At 64.2% G+C, this 16,962-nt stretch carries 19 protein-coding genes and 3 pseudogenes; 9 read left to right on the top strand and 13 right to left on the bottom strand.

What is annotated here, in order from left to right; genetic code table 11:
- Window positions 1-69 precede the first annotated feature (69 nt).
- From ACWEKS_RS42725 to ACWEKS_RS42710, 4 genes are all read right to left on the bottom strand, one after another.
- Complete coding sequence (locus tag ACWEKS_RS42725) at window positions 70-453, bottom strand: profilin (RefSeq protein ID WP_452345422.1); 384 nt, start codon at window positions 451-453, stop codon at window positions 70-72.
- 713 nt (window positions 454-1,166) lie between these two features.
- The gene (locus ACWEKS_RS42720) at window positions 1,167-1,640 is read right to left on the bottom strand and encodes a hypothetical protein (RefSeq protein ID WP_452345421.1); all 474 of its coding nucleotides are present in this window, start codon (window positions 1,638-1,640) and stop codon (window positions 1,167-1,169) included.
- Window positions 1,641-2,084: 444 nt separating this feature from the next.
- Complete coding sequence (locus ACWEKS_RS42715) at window positions 2,085-2,465, bottom strand: glycine cleavage system protein H (RefSeq protein WP_452345420.1); 381 nt, start codon at window positions 2,463-2,465, stop codon at window positions 2,085-2,087.
- Window positions 2,466-3,652: 1,187 nt separating this feature from the next.
- Window positions 3,653-3,874, bottom strand: a complete 222-nt coding sequence (locus tag ACWEKS_RS42710) for a hypothetical protein (RefSeq protein WP_452345419.1) — start codon at window positions 3,872-3,874, stop codon at window positions 3,653-3,655.
- 86 nt (window positions 3,875-3,960) lie between these two features.
- Between ACWEKS_RS42710 and ACWEKS_RS42705 the strand changes: the two genes are divergently transcribed.
- A complete protein-coding gene (locus tag ACWEKS_RS42705; RefSeq protein WP_452345418.1) occupies window positions 3,961-4,371 on the top strand; it encodes a hypothetical protein in 411 nt (136 codons plus the stop codon).
- A gap of 47 nt (window positions 4,372-4,418) precedes the next feature.
- Here the strand turns inward: ACWEKS_RS42705 and ACWEKS_RS42700 are convergent, their stop codons facing one another.
- Together ACWEKS_RS42700 and ACWEKS_RS42695 are read right to left on the bottom strand one after the other, a co-directional pair.
- Complete coding sequence (locus tag ACWEKS_RS42700; RefSeq protein ID WP_452345417.1) at window positions 4,419-5,621, bottom strand: FAD-dependent monooxygenase; 1,203 nt, start codon at window positions 5,619-5,621, stop codon at window positions 4,419-4,421.
- A gap of 98 nt (window positions 5,622-5,719) precedes the next feature.
- A pseudogene (locus ACWEKS_RS42695) lies at window positions 5,720-6,277 on the bottom strand (manganese transporter); the annotation flags it as partial.
- Window positions 6,278-6,389: 112 nt separating this feature from the next.
- On the opposite strand from ACWEKS_RS42695, the gene ACWEKS_RS42690 reads away from it, so the two are divergent.
- From ACWEKS_RS42690 to ACWEKS_RS42680, 3 genes are all read left to right on the top strand, one after another.
- On the top strand, window positions 6,390-6,866 hold the full coding sequence (locus ACWEKS_RS42690) for a DUF1772 domain-containing protein (RefSeq protein ID WP_452345416.1): 477 nt from the start codon (window positions 6,390-6,392) through the stop codon (window positions 6,864-6,866).
- Between the two features lie 64 nt (window positions 6,867-6,930).
- A complete protein-coding gene (locus tag ACWEKS_RS42685) occupies window positions 6,931-7,248 on the top strand; it encodes an NIPSNAP family protein (RefSeq protein ID WP_452345415.1) in 318 nt (105 codons plus the stop codon).
- Window positions 7,249-7,270: 22 nt separating this feature from the next.
- Window positions 7,271-7,648, top strand: coding sequence for a DUF4267 domain-containing protein (locus ACWEKS_RS42680; RefSeq protein ID WP_452345414.1), 378 nt, complete (start codon window positions 7,271-7,273; stop codon window positions 7,646-7,648).
- A 92-nt stretch (window positions 7,649-7,740) separates the two neighbouring features.
- On the opposite strand, the pseudogene ACWEKS_RS42675 reads toward ACWEKS_RS42680, so the two are convergent.
- Window positions 7,741-8,108: pseudogene (locus ACWEKS_RS42675) on the bottom strand (transposase); the annotation flags it as partial.
- Window positions 8,109-8,149: 41 nt separating this feature from the next.
- Between ACWEKS_RS42675 and ACWEKS_RS42670 the strand changes: the two are divergent.
- Entirely contained in the window at window positions 8,150-8,389 is a 240-nt protein-coding gene (locus ACWEKS_RS42670) for a hypothetical protein (RefSeq protein ID WP_452345413.1), read from the top strand.
- A gap of 341 nt (window positions 8,390-8,730) precedes the next feature.
- Window positions 8,731-9,464: pseudogene (locus ACWEKS_RS42665) on the top strand (alpha/beta hydrolase).
- Between the two features lie 162 nt (window positions 9,465-9,626).
- On the opposite strand, the gene ACWEKS_RS42660 reads toward ACWEKS_RS42665, so the two are convergent.
- The 4 genes from ACWEKS_RS42660 to ACWEKS_RS42645 form a co-directional block, all read right to left on the bottom strand.
- A complete protein-coding gene (locus ACWEKS_RS42660) occupies window positions 9,627-10,151 on the bottom strand; it encodes an AAA family ATPase (protein ID WP_452345412.1) in 525 nt (174 codons plus the stop codon).
- A 164-nt stretch (window positions 10,152-10,315) separates the two neighbouring features.
- Window positions 10,316-10,471, bottom strand: coding sequence for a hypothetical protein (locus ACWEKS_RS42655; RefSeq protein WP_452345411.1), 156 nt, complete (start codon window positions 10,469-10,471; stop codon window positions 10,316-10,318).
- Between the two features lie 332 nt (window positions 10,472-10,803).
- The gene (locus tag ACWEKS_RS42650) at window positions 10,804-11,160 is read right to left on the bottom strand and encodes a hypothetical protein (RefSeq protein WP_452345410.1); all 357 of its coding nucleotides are present in this window, start codon (window positions 11,158-11,160) and stop codon (window positions 10,804-10,806) included.
- A 551-nt stretch (window positions 11,161-11,711) separates the two neighbouring features.
- On the bottom strand, window positions 11,712-12,239 hold the full coding sequence (locus ACWEKS_RS42645) for a hypothetical protein (RefSeq protein ID WP_452345409.1): 528 nt from the start codon (window positions 12,237-12,239) through the stop codon (window positions 11,712-11,714).
- 91 nt (window positions 12,240-12,330) lie between these two features.
- On the opposite strand from ACWEKS_RS42645, the gene ACWEKS_RS42640 reads away from it, so the two are divergent.
- Entirely contained in the window at window positions 12,331-12,993 is a 663-nt protein-coding gene (locus ACWEKS_RS42640; RefSeq protein WP_452345408.1) for a hypothetical protein, read from the top strand.
- Between the two features lie 346 nt (window positions 12,994-13,339).
- Here the strand turns inward: ACWEKS_RS42640 and ACWEKS_RS42635 are convergent, their stop codons facing one another.
- Window positions 13,340-13,798, bottom strand: coding sequence for a DUF4231 domain-containing protein (locus ACWEKS_RS42635; protein ID WP_452345407.1), 459 nt, complete (start codon window positions 13,796-13,798; stop codon window positions 13,340-13,342).
- A 226-nt stretch (window positions 13,799-14,024) separates the two neighbouring features.
- Entirely contained in the window at window positions 14,025-14,483 is a 459-nt protein-coding gene (locus ACWEKS_RS42630) for a hypothetical protein (protein ID WP_452345406.1), read from the bottom strand.
- 567 nt (window positions 14,484-15,050) lie between these two features.
- Here ACWEKS_RS42630 and ACWEKS_RS42625 point away from each other — a divergent pair.
- On the top strand, window positions 15,051-15,563 hold the full coding sequence (locus ACWEKS_RS42625; protein WP_452345405.1) for a hypothetical protein: 513 nt from the start codon (window positions 15,051-15,053) through the stop codon (window positions 15,561-15,563).
- Window positions 15,564-16,358: 795 nt separating this feature from the next.
- On the top strand, window positions 16,359-16,532 hold the full coding sequence (locus ACWEKS_RS42620; RefSeq protein ID WP_452345404.1) for a hypothetical protein: 174 nt from the start codon (window positions 16,359-16,361) through the stop codon (window positions 16,530-16,532).
- Window positions 16,533-16,962: the final 430 nt, after the last annotated feature.

The raw sequence follows: 16,962 nt of genomic DNA, 5'->3' as shown, positions 1-16,962 counted from the left end.
AGCGGCATCACAGGGCGGCCGCGTCACCGTGCTATCGACGCGAACCGGCGAACAGTAGAGCGGTACCGATCACACGCCGTTCTGCCGGAGAAAACCGGCAAGGTTCTCCACAACGTTCGAAGCGTTTCCCGCGCTCATCGACGAATCGTAGATACCGATGAGCACGTGTGAAACGGTCTTGGCCGAGACCAGGCCACCTGACCCGGACTTGCCGTAGATACTGGCCGCGTTCGCGGCCACCGCCGAGTACTTGATTCCACCCATCATCACCCCGTTGGCCATGACAAAGGCGGGGTTGCCGTAGTCGGAGATGAGCCGTGCCGCCTCGGTATTGGCGACAGGCAGATTGTTGCTGTCACCGACCACATTGCCGCTGAAGTCGATAATCGCCGCTTGCTTCAGGCCACCCCCGGTGAGCTGGTCCGCATAGCCTTGCCACATCGGATCGGTCATGTCATCACTCCTTAGCGTTCCCTCGGTGTCGCATGCGCCGGTTCCTCCGACGGACGACGTCGTCCGGGTATCTCAGCCCTCACAAAGCAAGGCCGAACGCTGCCGCGGGTGTGGCGCGCCTGCCCACCCTCGGCTGCTGCCGACGCGATGCGATCACCACGCTCAATCGTGAAGCCGATGCGGTCCACAATGAGCCGGAACGGCATGAAAAAGTATGTGTCACAAGTGATTACAAGAACTAAACGTACCGACCGATCGCTTCGAGACTTCGTTGCGGGCAGTCGAGAAGCTCTCTGCCAGTTGATCTTTCGGTAGCGGCCCGTAGGGTCCAGACTCGAGAACCTCAGGCCGGGGCGTTCGGAAAACGGTGATCGAGCGAACGCGAACGCCCTTGGCCTGGACATCCATGTTTGCCTGTGACTCGCAGCGGTAGATGGCGGTGTTCCCGCAGTGTCGGGTGGCGCCGATGAGGCGAGCGTTTGTCGAGCGGGCCCGGCGTCTGCCCAGATGGTTATCGATCCGGCGCATGCCGGGCGCGTGTCCTACAGGTCGACGGTCTCTTCGATGATGTTGGTGCCCAGTTCTTCGGTGAACAGCGGGTTCCGGTTGGCTGCCGCGCCCGTGATGAGGTCGTCGAAGGCGCTGTTCTCGTAGTCGAAGCTCTCCGCGGTGATGCCCGGGCCCGCGACCCCGAGTCGGCGGGGCCTGACCGGCTAGGAACCGGCCCTGGTGAGCGCGTCGGCCTCCGCGGCGGTCGGGGCAGGGCTGGCGTAGGACACGAACTCCGCGGTCTGGTGGTCGATGCGGTCGCACTCGCACCTGGCCAGGGTGTAGCGCAGTTGCAGGGCTCCACGCCCGATCCCGCACACCGTGAACGGCGTCGAGCCCCGGCGCTCGACGATCGCGCGGAACAAGACCTCCAGCACACTGCGGTGGGCGGCGTCGTCGAGGGTGTCGCTGGTGCCCAGCGACACCAGGATCAAATCGGCGCCGGCGGCGCGCAGCGCTTCGCGGAACGAGTAGCTCGGGCTGTCGAGTTGCCGGGCGAAGGCGCCGGGATCGGCGGCCGTCATGTCCGAGTCGCCCACCAAGATGAACGGTGCGCTCAGACCGCCGTCCCGGGCGGGAAACACCGCTGCGCGGCCGAGCATGAGAGGCCAGGTACTGGCCGGTGCCACAGTCGTCATCGTCGAACTCCTCACATGGTCGAGAAGATCCGGAGAAGAACCGAACTTGCAGCAGACACCCCGCAGCGCGACATCGCGCGAAACTGCACACCACACGCGGGGGCGCAGCCCATGCTACCTGCACTGATAGGCTTGCCGACGGGCCTCCGGATCGACCTGGCGGGCACTCTCATCCCCGCCGAGCACGACGCCCCCGAGGCGCGGATGCCGCATGTGGCGCATCCCCCCGCTGACCACATCGGGAGGGACGAGGGTCCGCCCCGGTGTCGGGGTAGTGCACGTGAGGCGGACCCTCGTATCGGCTCAGCGGGGTCAGGGTTGTGTGCTGCGCCGACATCTCAGCGCATACCAACGGGTCGGCCTTCTCAACGGGTCGGTGCCCGATCGTGGCCGACTGATGATGAGGTCGTTACTGGGCTCCCCGATCCCGTCGGCCCATGTCGGTCAGCCGACCTTCCTCGCGTATTCGGCGGCGGTAAGCAGGCAGTCGGTGCAGGCACCCACCGCCAGCCTGATCCTGTACAGCCATGTGCGGTACGCGTCGGCGTTCAGTTCCCCGGGAGTGTCGACGGCGTCGGCGTTTGCCGCGATGACCTCACCGGTCACCGGGCTGCAGTTCTCGTAGGAGACCTTGACCGATTCCAGGACGCCGACGGCCTCACCGGCGGTGACCTGCTTGCCGACCGGGGGCAGCTGAAGGAACCCGATGTCCTCGAGTGTGTTCTGGGCGGGGTCGGTGAGGCCGATCGTCAGCGTGCCGTCTGCTTCGGTGCGCACCCACTCGTGCGCGTCGGTGTACCGGAGGTCGGCAGGAACATTCCACATGGCAAAGCCCCCTGAAGCGTGCAGTGCGGTCACTCGGTAACACCATGTCATGTCGGAGCATCCCAGCGTCAGGGCCAGCAGATCCGCAGGGCCAGTGGATCCGCAGCCGCGTCGGCACGTCCTGGATCCGGATGTAGTTCACCGATGTGGGCGCGCTCAGTGGTGTTGTCCGGCGGCGGCTTTCCCACCAGTAGGTGGCCGCGACCGTCGCGTAGGCGGCGGCCACCGCCACCACGGGGGCGAGGATCGCGATTGTCACCAACAGGGTCGTCGACATCGTGATGGGCTCCCGACCGTCCGCCATCGCCACCCTCGTGGAACGAACCAGCCGATTCACCGCGCTGGTAGCGCTTCCCGACGGGATCAAAGCCCATGTCGGTGGCCGAGAGGAGACGGGCGTGGACCAGCAGCAGATCATCGCCACCCGGCGAGAGTTCGACGAGATCGATGGCGATTGTCCGAACCGGCAGGGGCGGAGATTGCCCTGCAGGTCGAAGGGTCGATTCGACCGCGGTCCCCTCGGTGTCTGGGTTCGCCGAGAGGCTCTGGTGGTCGACCGGGGGTCAACCGATGAGGTCGGACCGTCTCAGCGCACACCATGTAGATATCGATGACTTTCCGTGCCTGGGCACTCTCGATTCGTGCCAGCAGCCCGGTATCCTGGCCGCTCCAGCACAGACACATCTCAACAGCAGGCACCCGACCGCGGCCAGGTGGCCGGATGACCGCTGATTATCGTAGGTGCGCGACTGTGCGCCGGTCCTCCGCCACGCCGCGACACAAGCCTCCCCGCCGCTACAGCCACAGCTCGGTGTCGGGGTGGTGCCGGTCCCCGCGAGACGACAGGCGCTGGGCGAAGGTCTGCGTCCAGGCAGCCGTCTCCGATTCGTCCTCGGTGAGCCCGGACCCGCGCCGCCGCGTCCTCGGGCCACCGGCGCGCCTCGTGCCGCCAGGGCGGGGCCTGCGACGCCAATAGTCGCGCTCGCCAGGAGAGGTAGGCCTCCACGCTCATCCCCGCGCACTCGGCGGCATCGTTCAACGTGAGCCAGTCGTCCTGGCCCACCGTCACCACAATTGGCCCACCGTCACCACGATGTCCCTGCTCACCGTAGCGACCCACGCTAGAACCTTCAGGGATGTCGCCGGCAACCGTCACTGCCCAGCCGCGGACGTTTCACACGAGGCTATCAGTGGTCGGTCAGCTGCTTGTAGCGCAGGAATTCCTCGAAGGAAATCTGCCCTTCGGCCCAGATGCGGTCTTCCTTGATGCGGTGCCCGACGATGTCCCGCACTTCCGGTTCCTGGGTCATACCCCACACGAGCGCGTCATCGAAGGTGATGAAACCGTCGCGGTCGGTATCGATCTCGTCGAACTCCCGCCGGGTGACGATGAACTGCTGCTGGTCCATACCCGTTCTCCTCTGTCGGTTGGTTACCGCCGAACAGCAACGCCTTCGTTCGTCATCGATCCAGCACACAAGCGTACGCGGAAAGTTTGCTGACAATCGGATTGGCAGAGGATCGAAGCGAACCGAAACACTGCAGCCAACGGCTTCGAGCTCAGGCCGCCCAGGGCATCTACATGCAAGCGGCGGCGATCGCGGTGGCGGTTTCCAGGGCGGTGCTGATTGGGTCGCAGAAACGTCGCACCGCTCCGGGCGCACTACAGCTGTCTATAGTCATCCGCTATGAAATGGAGGCGGCGCAAGCGAGTGGCCATGGACCGCGTTTCGGTAGCCGGGTCGAGGAGGCCGGGCGCCGGGAGTCGGGCGGTTTGACTCCGTCCAGTCGGTTTGCTGAACGGATACTGTCGACGCCGGCGGTCCCGGCATGGATCCACTGGGTCTATGACCGCGATCCCGAGATCGCGCGTTTCTACTTTCAACTGTCCATCGACGGTATCTGACGACGGGGCAGGGGTTGAATCCTGTACCAGCACACGGATTCCCGACCTTATCGACGCGCCGCTGGCATGTTGTAATTTTTGACTGGCATGGTGTCGTGTACTCGCAGGCCGCGGCTGCCGAGTTGGGCAGCGGCGCGTCCGAGTCGATTGGGTAGGGCGGTGACCAGTCGTCCGGCTTGGAGCAGGGCCCACAGACCGAGCTCGGAGGTGGGGACGATGGTTTTGGCCGCGCGCATGGCGAAGGTTCGGCTGGTGCGGACCGGTTCGGCCATGGCCTGCTCGTAGGCGGGCAGGGCGACGCTGAGGTCACCGGCGGCCGCGGCGAGTTCACCGGCGAGGGTGTAGGCCCCGACGATGGCCAGGCTGGTGCTGCCGCCGACGGCTGGGCCCGGGCAGTAGGCAGCGTCGCCGACAAGGGTGACTCGGTCGCGGGACCAGTGGTCGAGCCGTAGTTGGGTGATCGAGTCGAAGTAGAACGCCGGGCTGTCGTCGAGCGATGCGAGCCACCGGTCGACGGCGGGTGAGATGCTGGTGAAAGCCTTGCGCACCAACTGTTTCTGCTCTGTGGTGTCGCGGTAGTCGTAGCCGAGGCCCTGTTCGGCGCGGAACAGAAAAACAATACGGGAGTCGGTCAGGCGGTCGGCGGTATAGATCGCCGCGGCACGGCCGACTTCGAGATAGGAGTCGAGTTCACCCGGCACGGCCAGCTCTCGCGGAGCGGACGCCACCGCGAGGTAGCCTCCGAGGAAGTGTTCGGGGACGCGACCGAAGACCAGTTGCCGCACATTTGAGCGCAGCCCGTCCGCACCGACGATGAGGTCGAATTCCCTTGGCGCACCGGTTTCGAAACACACCCGCCCTGCTGTGGAGATCTCGGTGATCGAGTCGCCGAAGATATACTCCGCATCGTCTCGTGTTGCGTCGTAGTAGATCTCGCTGAGGTCGTCACGCATGATTTCGACGTGCCGGTCGGAGGCGACCTGGAAGAGCTTCGTCTGGTCGAGGGCGACGCTTCGGTGACGAGTGTGGACGGTGAGGATATCGGTTCCGGTTGCGCGCTCCATGATTGGTGGCAGTACGCCCATTTGCTCGGAGATCTGCATGGACGGGCGGAAGAGGTCCACGGCGTGGCCGCCGGTCTTGCGCAGGGTAGGGGCCTTCTCGACGACGGTGACGGTGAACCCGTAGCGGGTCAGCCAGTAGGACAGGACGGGTCCGGCGATGCTTGCGCCGGAAATGAGGATCCGCATTTCACGCCTCCTTGTTCGATCGGCGCTTTCGGGGTGTCAGCGGATGGGTGTCCGGTGCCGTCACCCTTGCGAGGCGACGGCACCGGGGTGAATCATGCTCAGCCGGTGATGGACTGGAAGATCTTCACGGCCACCAGGATCACCGCGATGAGCAGGTAACCCCGCAGCGCGATCATGCCCGCCATGCGCAGCTGCGAGAAGGCCGGGCTCTCGAGGGTGTCCAGCGAGGGAGTGCGCCAGGTGTCGCGATCGACTTCCAGGATAGCCTTGCGCTCGGCCTGCGACAGCGGGGTCGAATCCAGCTTCTGCACCTGGTCGGGGTCCAGTCCGCCGAGTTCGGCCGCGATGTGTTCGGTCGCTTTGCGGTCGGAGCGTTGCTTGGCGATGAACATTCCGAGACCGCCGAGCAGCCCGACGCCGAAACCGATCTCCAACTGCGTGGTCGTCAGGTCGGGGAAGAACGTGGCGGCAGTGAGTGCCGGCGACAACAGCACCAGCGACCACACGATGACTCCCGCGACGATGTTCTGCCGCAGGGTGTTCACCCACGGGCCGAGCACCGCTTTGTCATTGCAGAGCAGCACCAGGAACACCGTCGCGGACGGCAGCAGCACACCCGCGAGCGCCTGCACCCCTTGGGTCAGCAGGCCCAGCACGTTCACCGCGATCCCATGGCCAATCGTAGTTAGAAAATCTAGCACCGCTATTGACAGTGCTTGCGCGAAGGGCTAGCGTTGCTAGAAATTAGCAGTTGAGAGGAGCTTCGACATGGTCTTGGACCTCATCGCTCGTTCCGCTGCCCTGATCGCGGTGCTGGGTACCGCGGTGGTCTACGGCACCGACGTGTTTTGCGCGATCGTGCTGCGACCGGCCTTGGCGTTGGTCGACGACGATGCCCTGGTCGCGGTGACTGGAAGCGTGCATCGCTACGGCGACCGGCGCATGCCGGTGCCCTGGGTGCTCGGGTTTTTCGCCGCCGCCGTATGCGGGGTGTTGGCCGGTGTCACCGCACACTGGACTCGAGCGATCGTGGTGGGCGCCGCGCTGGTCCTGCTGTTGGTCTGGCTTGTGCTCTACACACGGGTGAGTGCACCAATCAATCGACAGCTGACAGCGGCCGCCGACGCCAGCCAGCCGCTACCGAACGGGCGTGCGCTGCAAGCAAAGTGGGACTCGATCATCGGCGCCCGCGCGATGCTGCAGGCTCTGGCAATGGCCGCCCTTGGCGTGGCGCTGATGATCTGACACGCCCATGCCCGTTACCCCCCAGACCTACGCCAGCCGATATCAACCTAAGGAGCACAGCATTATGTTTCAGCTCAGGATCTACACCCTGCGATCGCCCGAAGCTCTTCAGCGGTACGCGACCGTTCACTGGGCCCGCCATCTGACAACCTTCCAGATATTCGGGGTCACCACCCACGGTGTATGGACCGAGCGTAGCGACAGTGCGAATCGACTCGTCGCGCTGATCCGCTACCCATCCGACGCCGACCCGGAACAACTCGCGCGGCATATCATGACCACGCCCCAATTCGCCGCTGACATGGCCGGCTTCGATCCCAACGAGATCATCGACGTTCAATCGGTACCGCTCGACCCGACATCCTTCTCACCGATTCACTGACAACACCCCAAGGGTGCTCGACATGACCACCGCCATCGCCTACACGCTCGCCGGACTCATCGGTGCGGGCATCATATTCATCGGCGCACGCTTTATCGTCGCGCCGCGCGCCGCGGCCGCCGGCTACGGCGTGCAACCAGATCTCAGCCAAAAAGCCGTCGGCGCCTACTTGAGCGCCAAGGGCGTCCGCGACATCGCGTCTGGGTTGATCGTCTTGACACTGATGGCTGCAGGTGCCACGCACCCGCTTGGCTGGATGATACTGGCCGCCACCATCATTCCGCTCGGCGACGCCACCATCGTGCTCGGCCACGGCGGCCCCAAGTCAATCGCCTACGGGGTCCACGGCCTCACCGCCGCCGTCATGCTCATCACTTCTGCACTCCTGCTTATTTCCTAGCTGTGATATCTCATGAGACCTCCGATCTTGCTAAGGGCCGAGCTGCCGCATGCTCAGCGGGTTCGGCAGGCTGTCCGAATGCCTTGGTGGGGTCATAGGTTTCGCCGGCCTGCAGTGCAGTAGTAGAGCTGGCCGAGCATTCGATTGAACAGATGCCGTAGGGCAGCGGGGTGTCGATCACCGCGGGCTCGTCGTCGGTCGTAGTGATCTTTCGCTGGACCAGGTCGAGGGATATTGGCGAATGCCCAGAGGAATCCGATCGCGTTGAGCCGGTCATTTTTCACGATGCGGTGTCTGATCGACACGCTGCGCCCGGATGCTCGGGTGACCGGTGCGGATCCGGCGTAGGCCTTGAGTGCACGGCATCAGCGAATCTCTTACGGTCGTCGCCGATTTCGGCCAGGAGCCGAGCACCAGTGAGTTCGCCCAACCCGGGGAAGCTGGTGATGATTCGACGATCTGGACGTCACAGGGCCCGAAACGCTCACCCTGCGTCGGCAAGTGCAGCACATCGGTGAGGCCCTCGGTCGTGACATCCAGATCGAGGAATCCTCCGCGGAGCAAACACATGCGGAACTCGTCAGGACCGTTCCGCCTTTCGTCGCGGACGCCATTCTCGACGGATGGAAGACCGCAGCCGAGACGCCGCCGTCGGCCAGTACCCCCATCACGAATATCCTCGGTAGCCCTGCACGGTCTTTCGCGCAGTGGGCAACCGACCACGCCGCGGACTTCCGTTGAGCCACCGAACACCGGTAAACGATCGAACATCCTCAATTGCCGCATACCGCGCTGACCAAACCGGCCAGCGCAGCGCGCCGGCGGTCGGAAGCAGGTGCGGCGCAGAACGTCCGATATTGCCGAATTGCGTACACTTCGAACGATTCATCCGGCGGCGGAGCCACCGCAAAACCTGTTGGCGAACCACGACGACCACTGTTACCTTTCCGGGGGCCGTGCAAGAGACCGAGGAGGTGGTACCCGTGAACGCAGTATCGACATGGGTGCTCCCCTCGCGTGTCACGGTCGGGCGATAGGTCGTCCGGGAGCGCCGTTCAAGAGCACTCTCGAAAGGCACGACCGTGCAATTCACTTCCGAACAACACCTCGACGACGGCATCCTCGAGCGCGAATTCACCCTCGGCGAGATCCCCGGCGTCCTGTGGACGCCCGCATCTACATCCACACCGGTGCCGCCGATCCTGCTCGGCCCCCCTCCCCTCGGGCTGCGCAAGATGTACCCGCGACTGCTGGCCCGGGCCCGGCAGGCCGAGGCGGAGGGTTTCGCCGCGGCCACCATCGAGCTCCCTGGGAGCGGCGACCGGCCCGTTGGGCCGCCGCCGATCAGGCCCGCGCCGACCTGCGCCGAGTGCTGCAGGCCGGCGAACTGGTCAGCGACGAGATTGTCGACGCCCTTACCCTCCCGCTGGTCGAAAAGGCGGTTCCGGAATGGCAGGCCGCCCTGGACGCACTCCTTGCGTTGCCCGAGATCGGCGGCCGGGTCGGATACTCGGGGGGAGTGATCTCCATCGGTATCCGGCTGGCGGTGGTCGAGCCGCGCATCGCGGCCGCCGGTCTGTTCGCCGGGAGATTCGTGCCCCGCGTCATGTTCGAGGAGGCCCGGCAGGTCACCATTCCGCTGCATGTCCTGCTGCAATGGGACGACAAAGAAAACGACCGGCAGGCGGCCCTGGACCTGTTCGACGCCTTCGGTTCCAAGGAGAAGACGCTGAACGCCAACATGGGCGGGCACACCGGCGTCCCGCAGTACGCCGGGGAAGAGGGGAACCGGTTCTTCGCCCGGCACCTGAAGTAAGGCCAGCCGGTCAGGCCAGCAGACGATAGGAGCTGACGGCCAGGATGCTGCTATCGAGGACTGGTCTCGGCCCTTCCTCGCTCGCGGTGGCCGCAGTCAATGCACTTTCTATGCCGCTGACCGCGCTGACCGAACCGGCCAGCGCGGGGCTTGCATTCCTGCCTAGGAATCGGCGAGCGCTTGCACCTGCGACGCGAGGGCGGCGTGATCGATCTCGCGGGTGGTGTCGACGAGCAGTACCGGACCCACCCCGAGCGGTGCCGCACGGGCAACCCAGTCGTCCCAGTTCTCGGCCAGGCGCTGCTGGTCTCGATAGATCGGTGCGCGCGGGCGTGCGGCATACCTGGATCTGGCGACGTCCGCGGGAATATCGCACCACACCTCCACGACCCCGCGAGCACCGGCTCTCTCGATACCCGCACGCGCGAACGCCAGGTCCCGCGGCTTGAACCACCACGAGTCGATGACGACATCGACCGGCGACTGCTTCGCCAGCGTCCACACGGTATCCATGGCGATACCGCCCAATTCCGGTACCTCAATAGGGTTTTCGAGGCAGTCGGCCAACGATTCCTTGATGGCATCCTTGGACAAGAACCATGCGCCCAGTGGCCGGGAAAGCCCCTTGCCCAGGGTCGTCTTGCCCGCGCCGGGAAGCCCATTCACCAAGACCAGTAACCCGTCCACACTTCGATCATGACCCGCCTTCAGCACTGACCGGCGCAACGCACTCATCTGCCGCTGGTCGCGCTGACCGATGCAGCCAGCGCGGGGGCGGTCGGCGCTTCCCTGGCACGGAGGCCCGGCACAGGATCCGCGCGGCCCGCCGGCTGGCATCGGCGAAAGTCTGGTCACTTGGCTGACTTGCGGTGCCGTCGTCGGCGGTACATGTAGACCCCCGCCATCGCGATCACGATCAGCACAGCCCATTCGGGTGCGATGAGCGCGACCGTCGTGATCGCATCCAGGCCGACGGCGATTTCGGCGATCGGGATCGCTACCAGCAAAACGCGCCAGCCCACAGGCTGGCCGACGAAATCGCCTGCGCTGCAGAGAAGTAGGCAAGGGACAAGTATCCGGTGACACGCGAAATTGCAGTGCGCAGACACTGCGCAGATCGCGCAAAGACAGACATGATCGACAGAACCATCGAAACACCCGAGGGACGTGCACCACGGCAGGCATGCCGATACTCACGAGAGCAGGTGCGGGACGACACAGGTACGGAAACGAATCCGGCCGTCGCCAATCCCCCTCCGAGATCCTGCCGGAGAAGGTCTTGGCTGCCGCGATGCTCAGCCCTGGGGCGCACGCTCGAACATGCCCGGCAGCATCGGGGTCACTGTGCCTGCACGAAACGGCTGTTGAGTGCGTCGTCACATGCATTGACCAGCGAGTAGCCCGTTGACCGTGCCGAACCACCGATCAGCGCGGCCGCGATTGCCACCCCAAGCACCACAACGGGCCGCGGCCATCCGCCGCGTCTGAGCCGATTCCAAGCTGGCGCAGCGAGTTCGGCGTCGTCGCTGGAGTGACGAGCCCATTCGAGCACCACCTGGCGCGGAATCCACACCTCGACGTCGTAGGCGCGCAGTCGCGTCGCGAGGTCAGCGACCGCACCGATGTCGAGCCTGCCGTGTGACCACAGATTAGTGTCGAGAACCACGGCCTGGCGGTCACGGGAAAGTGCGTTCACGGCCGCCATTGTGTCGCGGCAGTGCACAACCTGGATGCGGCAGGGGTCGCCTAGGACGTCGGCTGCGTGCTGCAGCTTGAGTCAGCGCAGTCCAGGTTCACCGAAGGACTTGAATCCGAACGCTGCTGTGTCACAGCGGGAATGATGGATCGGGCGCTGTCACGGCGTGTATCAGTCCGATCCTGCCGCAATGCGAGGTTGGGGCCGACTGCAATCGTGGATCGCGCATCCGATCACAACCCGATGAACCCCTGGGTGAACAGAGGCGCGGGGAGGACGATCGAGGTGAGTCTCCTTCCCTCGCCTGAGGCCAGCAGCTGACGGAACGGCGACTCGCCGGGAGTTCGATGACGCGCCACTCCTGGCTATCAGCCAGACAACTTCCGGCTCTTGTCCGGCGTCCAGACAGCGTCCAGGCTCTATTCCCGTGAGTGTCAGCAGTCCTTCGGAATTCGACGATGACTGCTCATCACGACTCTCGCGGTTTTCCAAGCACCGAAACCCAACCAGCCCAACCGATTGATCTGGCGGATGTCAGCAACGGTCCAGACTTACGGAGGTAACAGATGGGAGGTCGGATACCGAAGCCGGTGGGCACGTTCGGTGTTCCGACCAAGCCGAAGAAGCAGAAGAACGGGCGATGGCGGACGACCGTTCGCTTCTATGGCGCGGCAGGGTCTCATCAGATCGAGCGTCTCGGCCTCAGTGCCGACGACGCCGCCAACCGGCTCGCCGAGGCGATGCGCGATTACCGTGAGCAGTTGGGATGTCAACGAATCACACGCAGTACGAAGCTGATCGAGCTTGCGGCCGAACTCGTCACCGAACTTGAGGCCGATGATGCCTACACGGCCGGGAATGTCGAGGATTACCGGCGCGAGATCTATGTGTCGAGCGACAAGCGCGCGGATCCGACGACGATCAAGATCGAGAACTCGATGGGGAACCTGCAGGTATGGCAGGCCACGGCCGGTGAGCTGGATCGTCATCTCAAACGTCTTGTGGCGCTTGGGATGCGCCGTAAGGCCAAGCAGCACAAGATTATTCTGCGAGCGATGATGCAGATCGCGGTCCGGCACGGCGCTGTCGAGACCAACCCCGTCGACGGGGTGAACTCGTTCACCCGGCGCAGCACCCGCGTCCGGGGCAAGGCCGGAGACCAGGGATGCCTTGCCGGGCTTCAGAGCTCAGGTCCGCGTCTGGGCATCCGGGGAGGCTGTTCCCGGTACGCCGGCCTACACCTCCGGCCCGCCGCGCGACTGGTCGGTGGTGTGGGTGACCGACCTGATCTGCGGCACCGGGCTGTGCCCGCACGAGGTGTTCGCGGTCCTGCTGGAGAAGATCGATCTCGATGCCACGATCCCGTACGTCGACGTCACTGGGACGCTGGTGGAGGTGAAGGGGTCCGGGACCGGCGGGTGGGTGCGTCAGTCGTTCCTGAAGTCGGCGAATGGGTGGCGGCGGATGCTGCTGCCGGAGCACTCCGCGCAGGCCTGCCGTGAGGCGCTGAAGGATCTCGAGGTCACCGGGCAGCCCAACCCCCACGGGGTCCTGTTTCCCGCACGCAACGGTTCCCTTCGCAACCCTAACAACTTCGGGCGCAGCTGGCGCGCCGCACGTGGGGAGAACTACTCCTGGGTCACTCCGCGGACGTTCCGGCGCGGGGTCGGCACGGCGGTCGACAACGCCTACGGCGATCCCGAGCGGGCCGCGCGACAACTCGGCAACACCAAAGCGGTGGCCAAGGCCCACTACATCGACATCCCCGAAACCGCACCCGACAACCGGGAGGTTCTCGAGCGGTGGGCGCGGGGAAGGCGGCCGAAAACGTGAGATTTCTGTGAGAAATGGCCGATTTTGGTCGAGTTCGGTGACACAAAAAATCCCCTCCGACCCTGGTCGGAGGGGATTTCTTGGTCGGGCTGACAGGATTTGAACCTGCGACCACTTGACCCCCAGGGATGCTGCCCTCCCATTTACGCACGTCGCACACGATGCGCGTGCAACCCGAAATCCCCTGCGATCAGGGAAAGTTCGTGGTGACGCAAGCCGTGTGGTCCCCAGTTGGTCCCCACATAGTCAGCCGATCGTGCGACGGTGCATACGTCTGGGGAGGATGCTTAACGAGCGACCTTCGGTGGCTCCGGCTCTCCCGTGTGCTGCGCGGCGGTGAGGATCTTCAAGGTGGTCGCATTTCCGTCGCAATCGCGGCCTCAGCTCGCGTCACCAGCTGTCGGAACGCGACCTGATCGTCCATCTCTTCGTATGGTCCGGTCCTTGTCAGGAGGGACACCTTCTCGTCGCGGAGGAGCTGTTCGGCGGACCGGGAGGCCCTCCATTGCTCGCGGAAGCGGAATAGGTTCTCCAGAGTCACGCAGGCGGCGACCATCAGACTGATGACGGTGACGACCGGCGGTATCCATGGGTAGTGCAGGTTCACCAGCGCGGGGACCGTCAGCCCGCCAACGACGGACAGTGTCTGCATCCCGAGGTAGCGCCTCTTCATCGTCAGCGACTTGGCGGCGTAGTACGTCACCCACCGTTCCAACCGGTCACTCAAGTAGGTTTCCGCGTCCATTCTGAGTCGCGCGAAATCGTCACTGGTGGAACTGCTTTCGCTGAATCCCGCTGGCGGCATGCTGTCATTATCACCGAGGGTTCGGCGTCGCTGACCTCTTCGTCCCGAACGATAGTGTGGCCCGCTTTGTCCGTTTTCGATAGCAGTACATTTTGTTGGACTTGCGGGATGACCTGCTGGTTCACCGGCTGGTCTCGTTGGTGATGGTGGTCGCTTCTTGGCGGCGCCGCGGACGCTCTGCGGACTGCGAAAGCCCCGGCAAGCCAGGGCTTTCGACAGCATGGTGCTACTTCTGAGCCGACAGGCTGTTCAGGAGACCACCGATCACCGGAATCGAGTTCGCGCTGCCAGTGTTCGGCGATGTGGTCGGAGGGGTCGTCGGCGGCGGAGTCGTCGTCGGCGACTGGTCGGTCACGGTGACGTTTACGGCACCAAGGGTGGTGTGGCTGGTGAACTGTACTCCCAGACGGTGAGGACCAGCAGTTTTCGGCGTCCATTGGAAGGACGCGGTAGCGCACCTTGTGACCGTGCCCCGAGCGATTTCGACATAATCCTCGAGCAAGATCGGTGTCATGTCGTCACCGCAGTACCCGTCTGAAGCGTTGATCGTGTAGGTCTGTCCCACAACAAACGTGTTGCCCACCAGGGTCACACCATTGTTCGTAATATCGGCCGCGGCCGTCGATTCCGCTATCGCCGCGAGGCTGGCTACCGCGGTAACCATTGCTGCGATCCCAATACCCACCCGACGGATCGTCCTACTCATACTTCACTTCTCCAATTTGTCGAAAATCCCCATGCGTCAAGGGGACTGGCGCAGCGTATCGCAACTGACCGACATCTGTTTCAGAGTGATCTCGCACGGATTGGGGCGTGCGGCGAGCCACGCACGCCAAGCGTGAGCCGGCTCGGGCACTTCGGCCCGGACCTGTGGAGCCGCTCCGGCACCGCCATGCCGGAGCTGTTCCTCGGCGCGGAAGGCTTGGCCGCCGGCACCCACGACGTGCTCGCCACGCTGCTGCACGAAGCGGCCCACGGGATCGCCGTCACCCATGAGGTGCCCGCGGTCAGCGACGGCGGTTCGCTAGCGTGTGGCCCTAAGTTGGCCCCAACCGTAGGCCGAATGCGCACGTCATGCACGTCGCTCGGCTTCGTCCCGGTTCGCTTGCAACCAGGCATTGTTCGACGTCGCGCATGCCGTGGGGCCACCAGATGGCCACCACGATCTTGGTTGTTCGGTACGGGATAGCCTCTGGCCGAGATGGCTCGGTTTCGGGTGTCAATTGTGCTGCGGCCCTGGAGAATATGTGGGATGAGCACCGCAACCATCGCTGCACTTGCTGCCATCCTGGGCGTGGTGATCGGCCGGCTCTGGGACTCGAGATCCGAGTCAGTGCGGTGGCAGCGCGATCAGAGGACCGCGAGCTACCGGTCCTTGGCTGAACAGTTCCAAGTGCTGAACGAAGTCCTGCGCGCGCTCGCAACAGCGGACCCCGTCGTCGACTCCTACCCTGACCGTGTAGATCAAGTCAGAATCGTCGATTTCAAGGCATGGGACAGCGCATACACCGCCGTCTGGCTATACGGAACACCACACGTTGTGTCCATAGCCTCAGCGCTGGACGCCGCGGTGACCAAGCTTTTCTACGATGTCATAGAGCGGCGGCTCAGCATCCAGGAGTGGCAGCAGCTCCGGACCTGCGCAAGAGCAGTCTTCGAGCAATTTATCAGCGCGATCCGCGACGAATTGCGGCTTCCTCCAGTCGAAGCGAGCTTCTTCTCCTACACCTCGGAGCCAGTGGATCCGCCCGCTCCGACACGCTAGCTGTCTGTGGCCATCGCCTCTGGGTCTGACACCTGATGCGCCTCCGGCAGGAATCGAACCTGCGACCTAGGGATTAGCGCGATGGTCGGCTACTCGATGCTATGGACTGGTGTCAAGAGCGACCGAAAAGGCTTGTCCATCTGGGCATCTGGTTCCTTGATGTCAACTCTTGACCACCGTGCACAATGTTCAAATACTGCGACGGGCAATGGATTTAGTGGGAGATAGTTGGGTCACGCGTGGTGTGGAACCCGGCAGAGTTGAGCCCATCCAGGCCATGGGCGGACTCTCAAGACAGTGGGTGAGTACTGCTCGTAGGTCGTTCTCGCCCTGTGGCGTACCGGCTGAGGAGCGACCTGCGACCACTTGACCCCCAGCTATCCCAGGGACGCGTTTGTGCACGTCACACGCAATAAGGGTCAAAGTTGTACGGTTGTTCGGTGCTGGTCGTTCATGGGCGGTCATGACGTGTGGCCCCAAAATGGCCCCAGCTCGACGGCGAGATGTCGCCACGGCCGCGCGCGGTCGAGTCCCGCTGCGGGGGCTAGTCACTGACTGGTTTCGTGTGCGGTGTTTTGCGCTTGAGTTTGTTGCCGCAAGCCCGGCGGCTCCGACGGGCTCATCCCCGTACGCGCGGAGAGCATACTTCGTGACCTGCGTGTTTCGCGTTGGTTACTCCTGTTTACGTTCACTTTCGTTGCGGGCTGTGGTCACTAAAGACCGTGTCTCATGTTGTTGTGATTTGTTTGTCGTGTGTCGGATTCTGTTGCCCGGTTTGATGTCCGGCCGTGGTCGATGAGTTGTCGCGCCGGCGGGTCGATCACCCTCGAGCCGACGACCGCCGGGGCCGAAGCCGTCGAGCGGGCACGGTGCGGGCGCAACGAAATCTACGACGTTACGGTGCGCCGCGGCGACATCGTCATCGCCGAGTACCGCGGCATGAGCCGGGAGATCCGGCCCTGGCCGTAAAGACCGGATCAGCTCGTGGCGTGGCGTGGTGGAAGAGGGGGATCGCCGGTCTTGGCCTTGCTGATGGCGACAGGCGGGTGGAACGGCGGGACTGGCCGTTCATCTCACGACCCGAACCAGCGCCGCCGACGGTCTGCTGCGAACTCCGCCTTCTCCCTGGGCGAATTCAACCGACGGTCCGAGGAACTGAGCCACCGGGGCCGGTCCTGACAGGAAGTCTGCTTCCACCTTCCCGACGAGGCCGCCGCCGAACTCGATGTGGCACGTGCCCTGTCCCAGGTGCCTGCCCCCGCGCGGGCCGTCGTGCAGGCGGGCGATGATGTCAGCGCTGAAGTTTGCGGGTTTCGGGGATCGGTTCCGGCGGTTTAGCGTTGATCAACGGCAAACGACAGTGAGTCCGTGCAATCGTGTGGGTGAGCAGGGATGCTGA

The organism is Nocardia sp. NPDC004711, assembly GCF_053601595.1.
The sequence above is the reverse complement of the archived record's forward strand: the minus strand, read 5'-3'. Positions and strand labels throughout refer to the sequence as shown.

Coding starts and splice junctions, on each gene's coding strand:
- ACWEKS_RS42725 (WP_452345422.1), bottom strand. CDS start 453: ATGACCGATCCGATGTGGCAAGGCTATGCGGACCAGCTCACCGGGGGT.
- ACWEKS_RS42720 (WP_452345421.1), bottom strand. CDS start 1,640: ATGACGACTGTGGCACCGGCCAGTACCTGGCCTCTCATGCTCGGCCGC.
- ACWEKS_RS42715 (WP_452345420.1), bottom strand. CDS start 2,465: ATGTGGAATGTTCCTGCCGACCTCCGGTACACCGACGCGCACGAGTGG.
- ACWEKS_RS42710 (WP_452345419.1), bottom strand. CDS start 3,874: ATGGACCAGCAGCAGTTCATCGTCACCCGGCGGGAGTTCGACGAGATC.
- ACWEKS_RS42700 (WP_452345417.1), bottom strand. CDS start 5,621: ATGCGGATCCTCATTTCCGGCGCAAGCATCGCCGGACCCGTCCTGTCC.
- ACWEKS_RS42690 (WP_452345416.1), top strand. CDS start 6,390: ATGGTCTTGGACCTCATCGCTCGTTCCGCTGCCCTGATCGCGGTGCTG.
- ACWEKS_RS42685 (WP_452345415.1), top strand. CDS start 6,931: ATGTTTCAGCTCAGGATCTACACCCTGCGATCGCCCGAAGCTCTTCAG.
- ACWEKS_RS42680 (WP_452345414.1), top strand. CDS start 7,271: ATGACCACCGCCATCGCCTACACGCTCGCCGGACTCATCGGTGCGGGC.
- ACWEKS_RS42635 (WP_452345407.1), bottom strand. CDS start 13,798: ATGCCGCCAGCGGGATTCAGCGAAAGCAGTTCCACCAGTGACGATTTC.
- ACWEKS_RS42625 (WP_452345405.1), top strand. CDS start 15,051: ATGAGCACCGCAACCATCGCTGCACTTGCTGCCATCCTGGGCGTGGTG.
- ACWEKS_RS42620 (WP_452345404.1), top strand. CDS start 16,359: ATGAGTTGTCGCGCCGGCGGGTCGATCACCCTCGAGCCGACGACCGCC.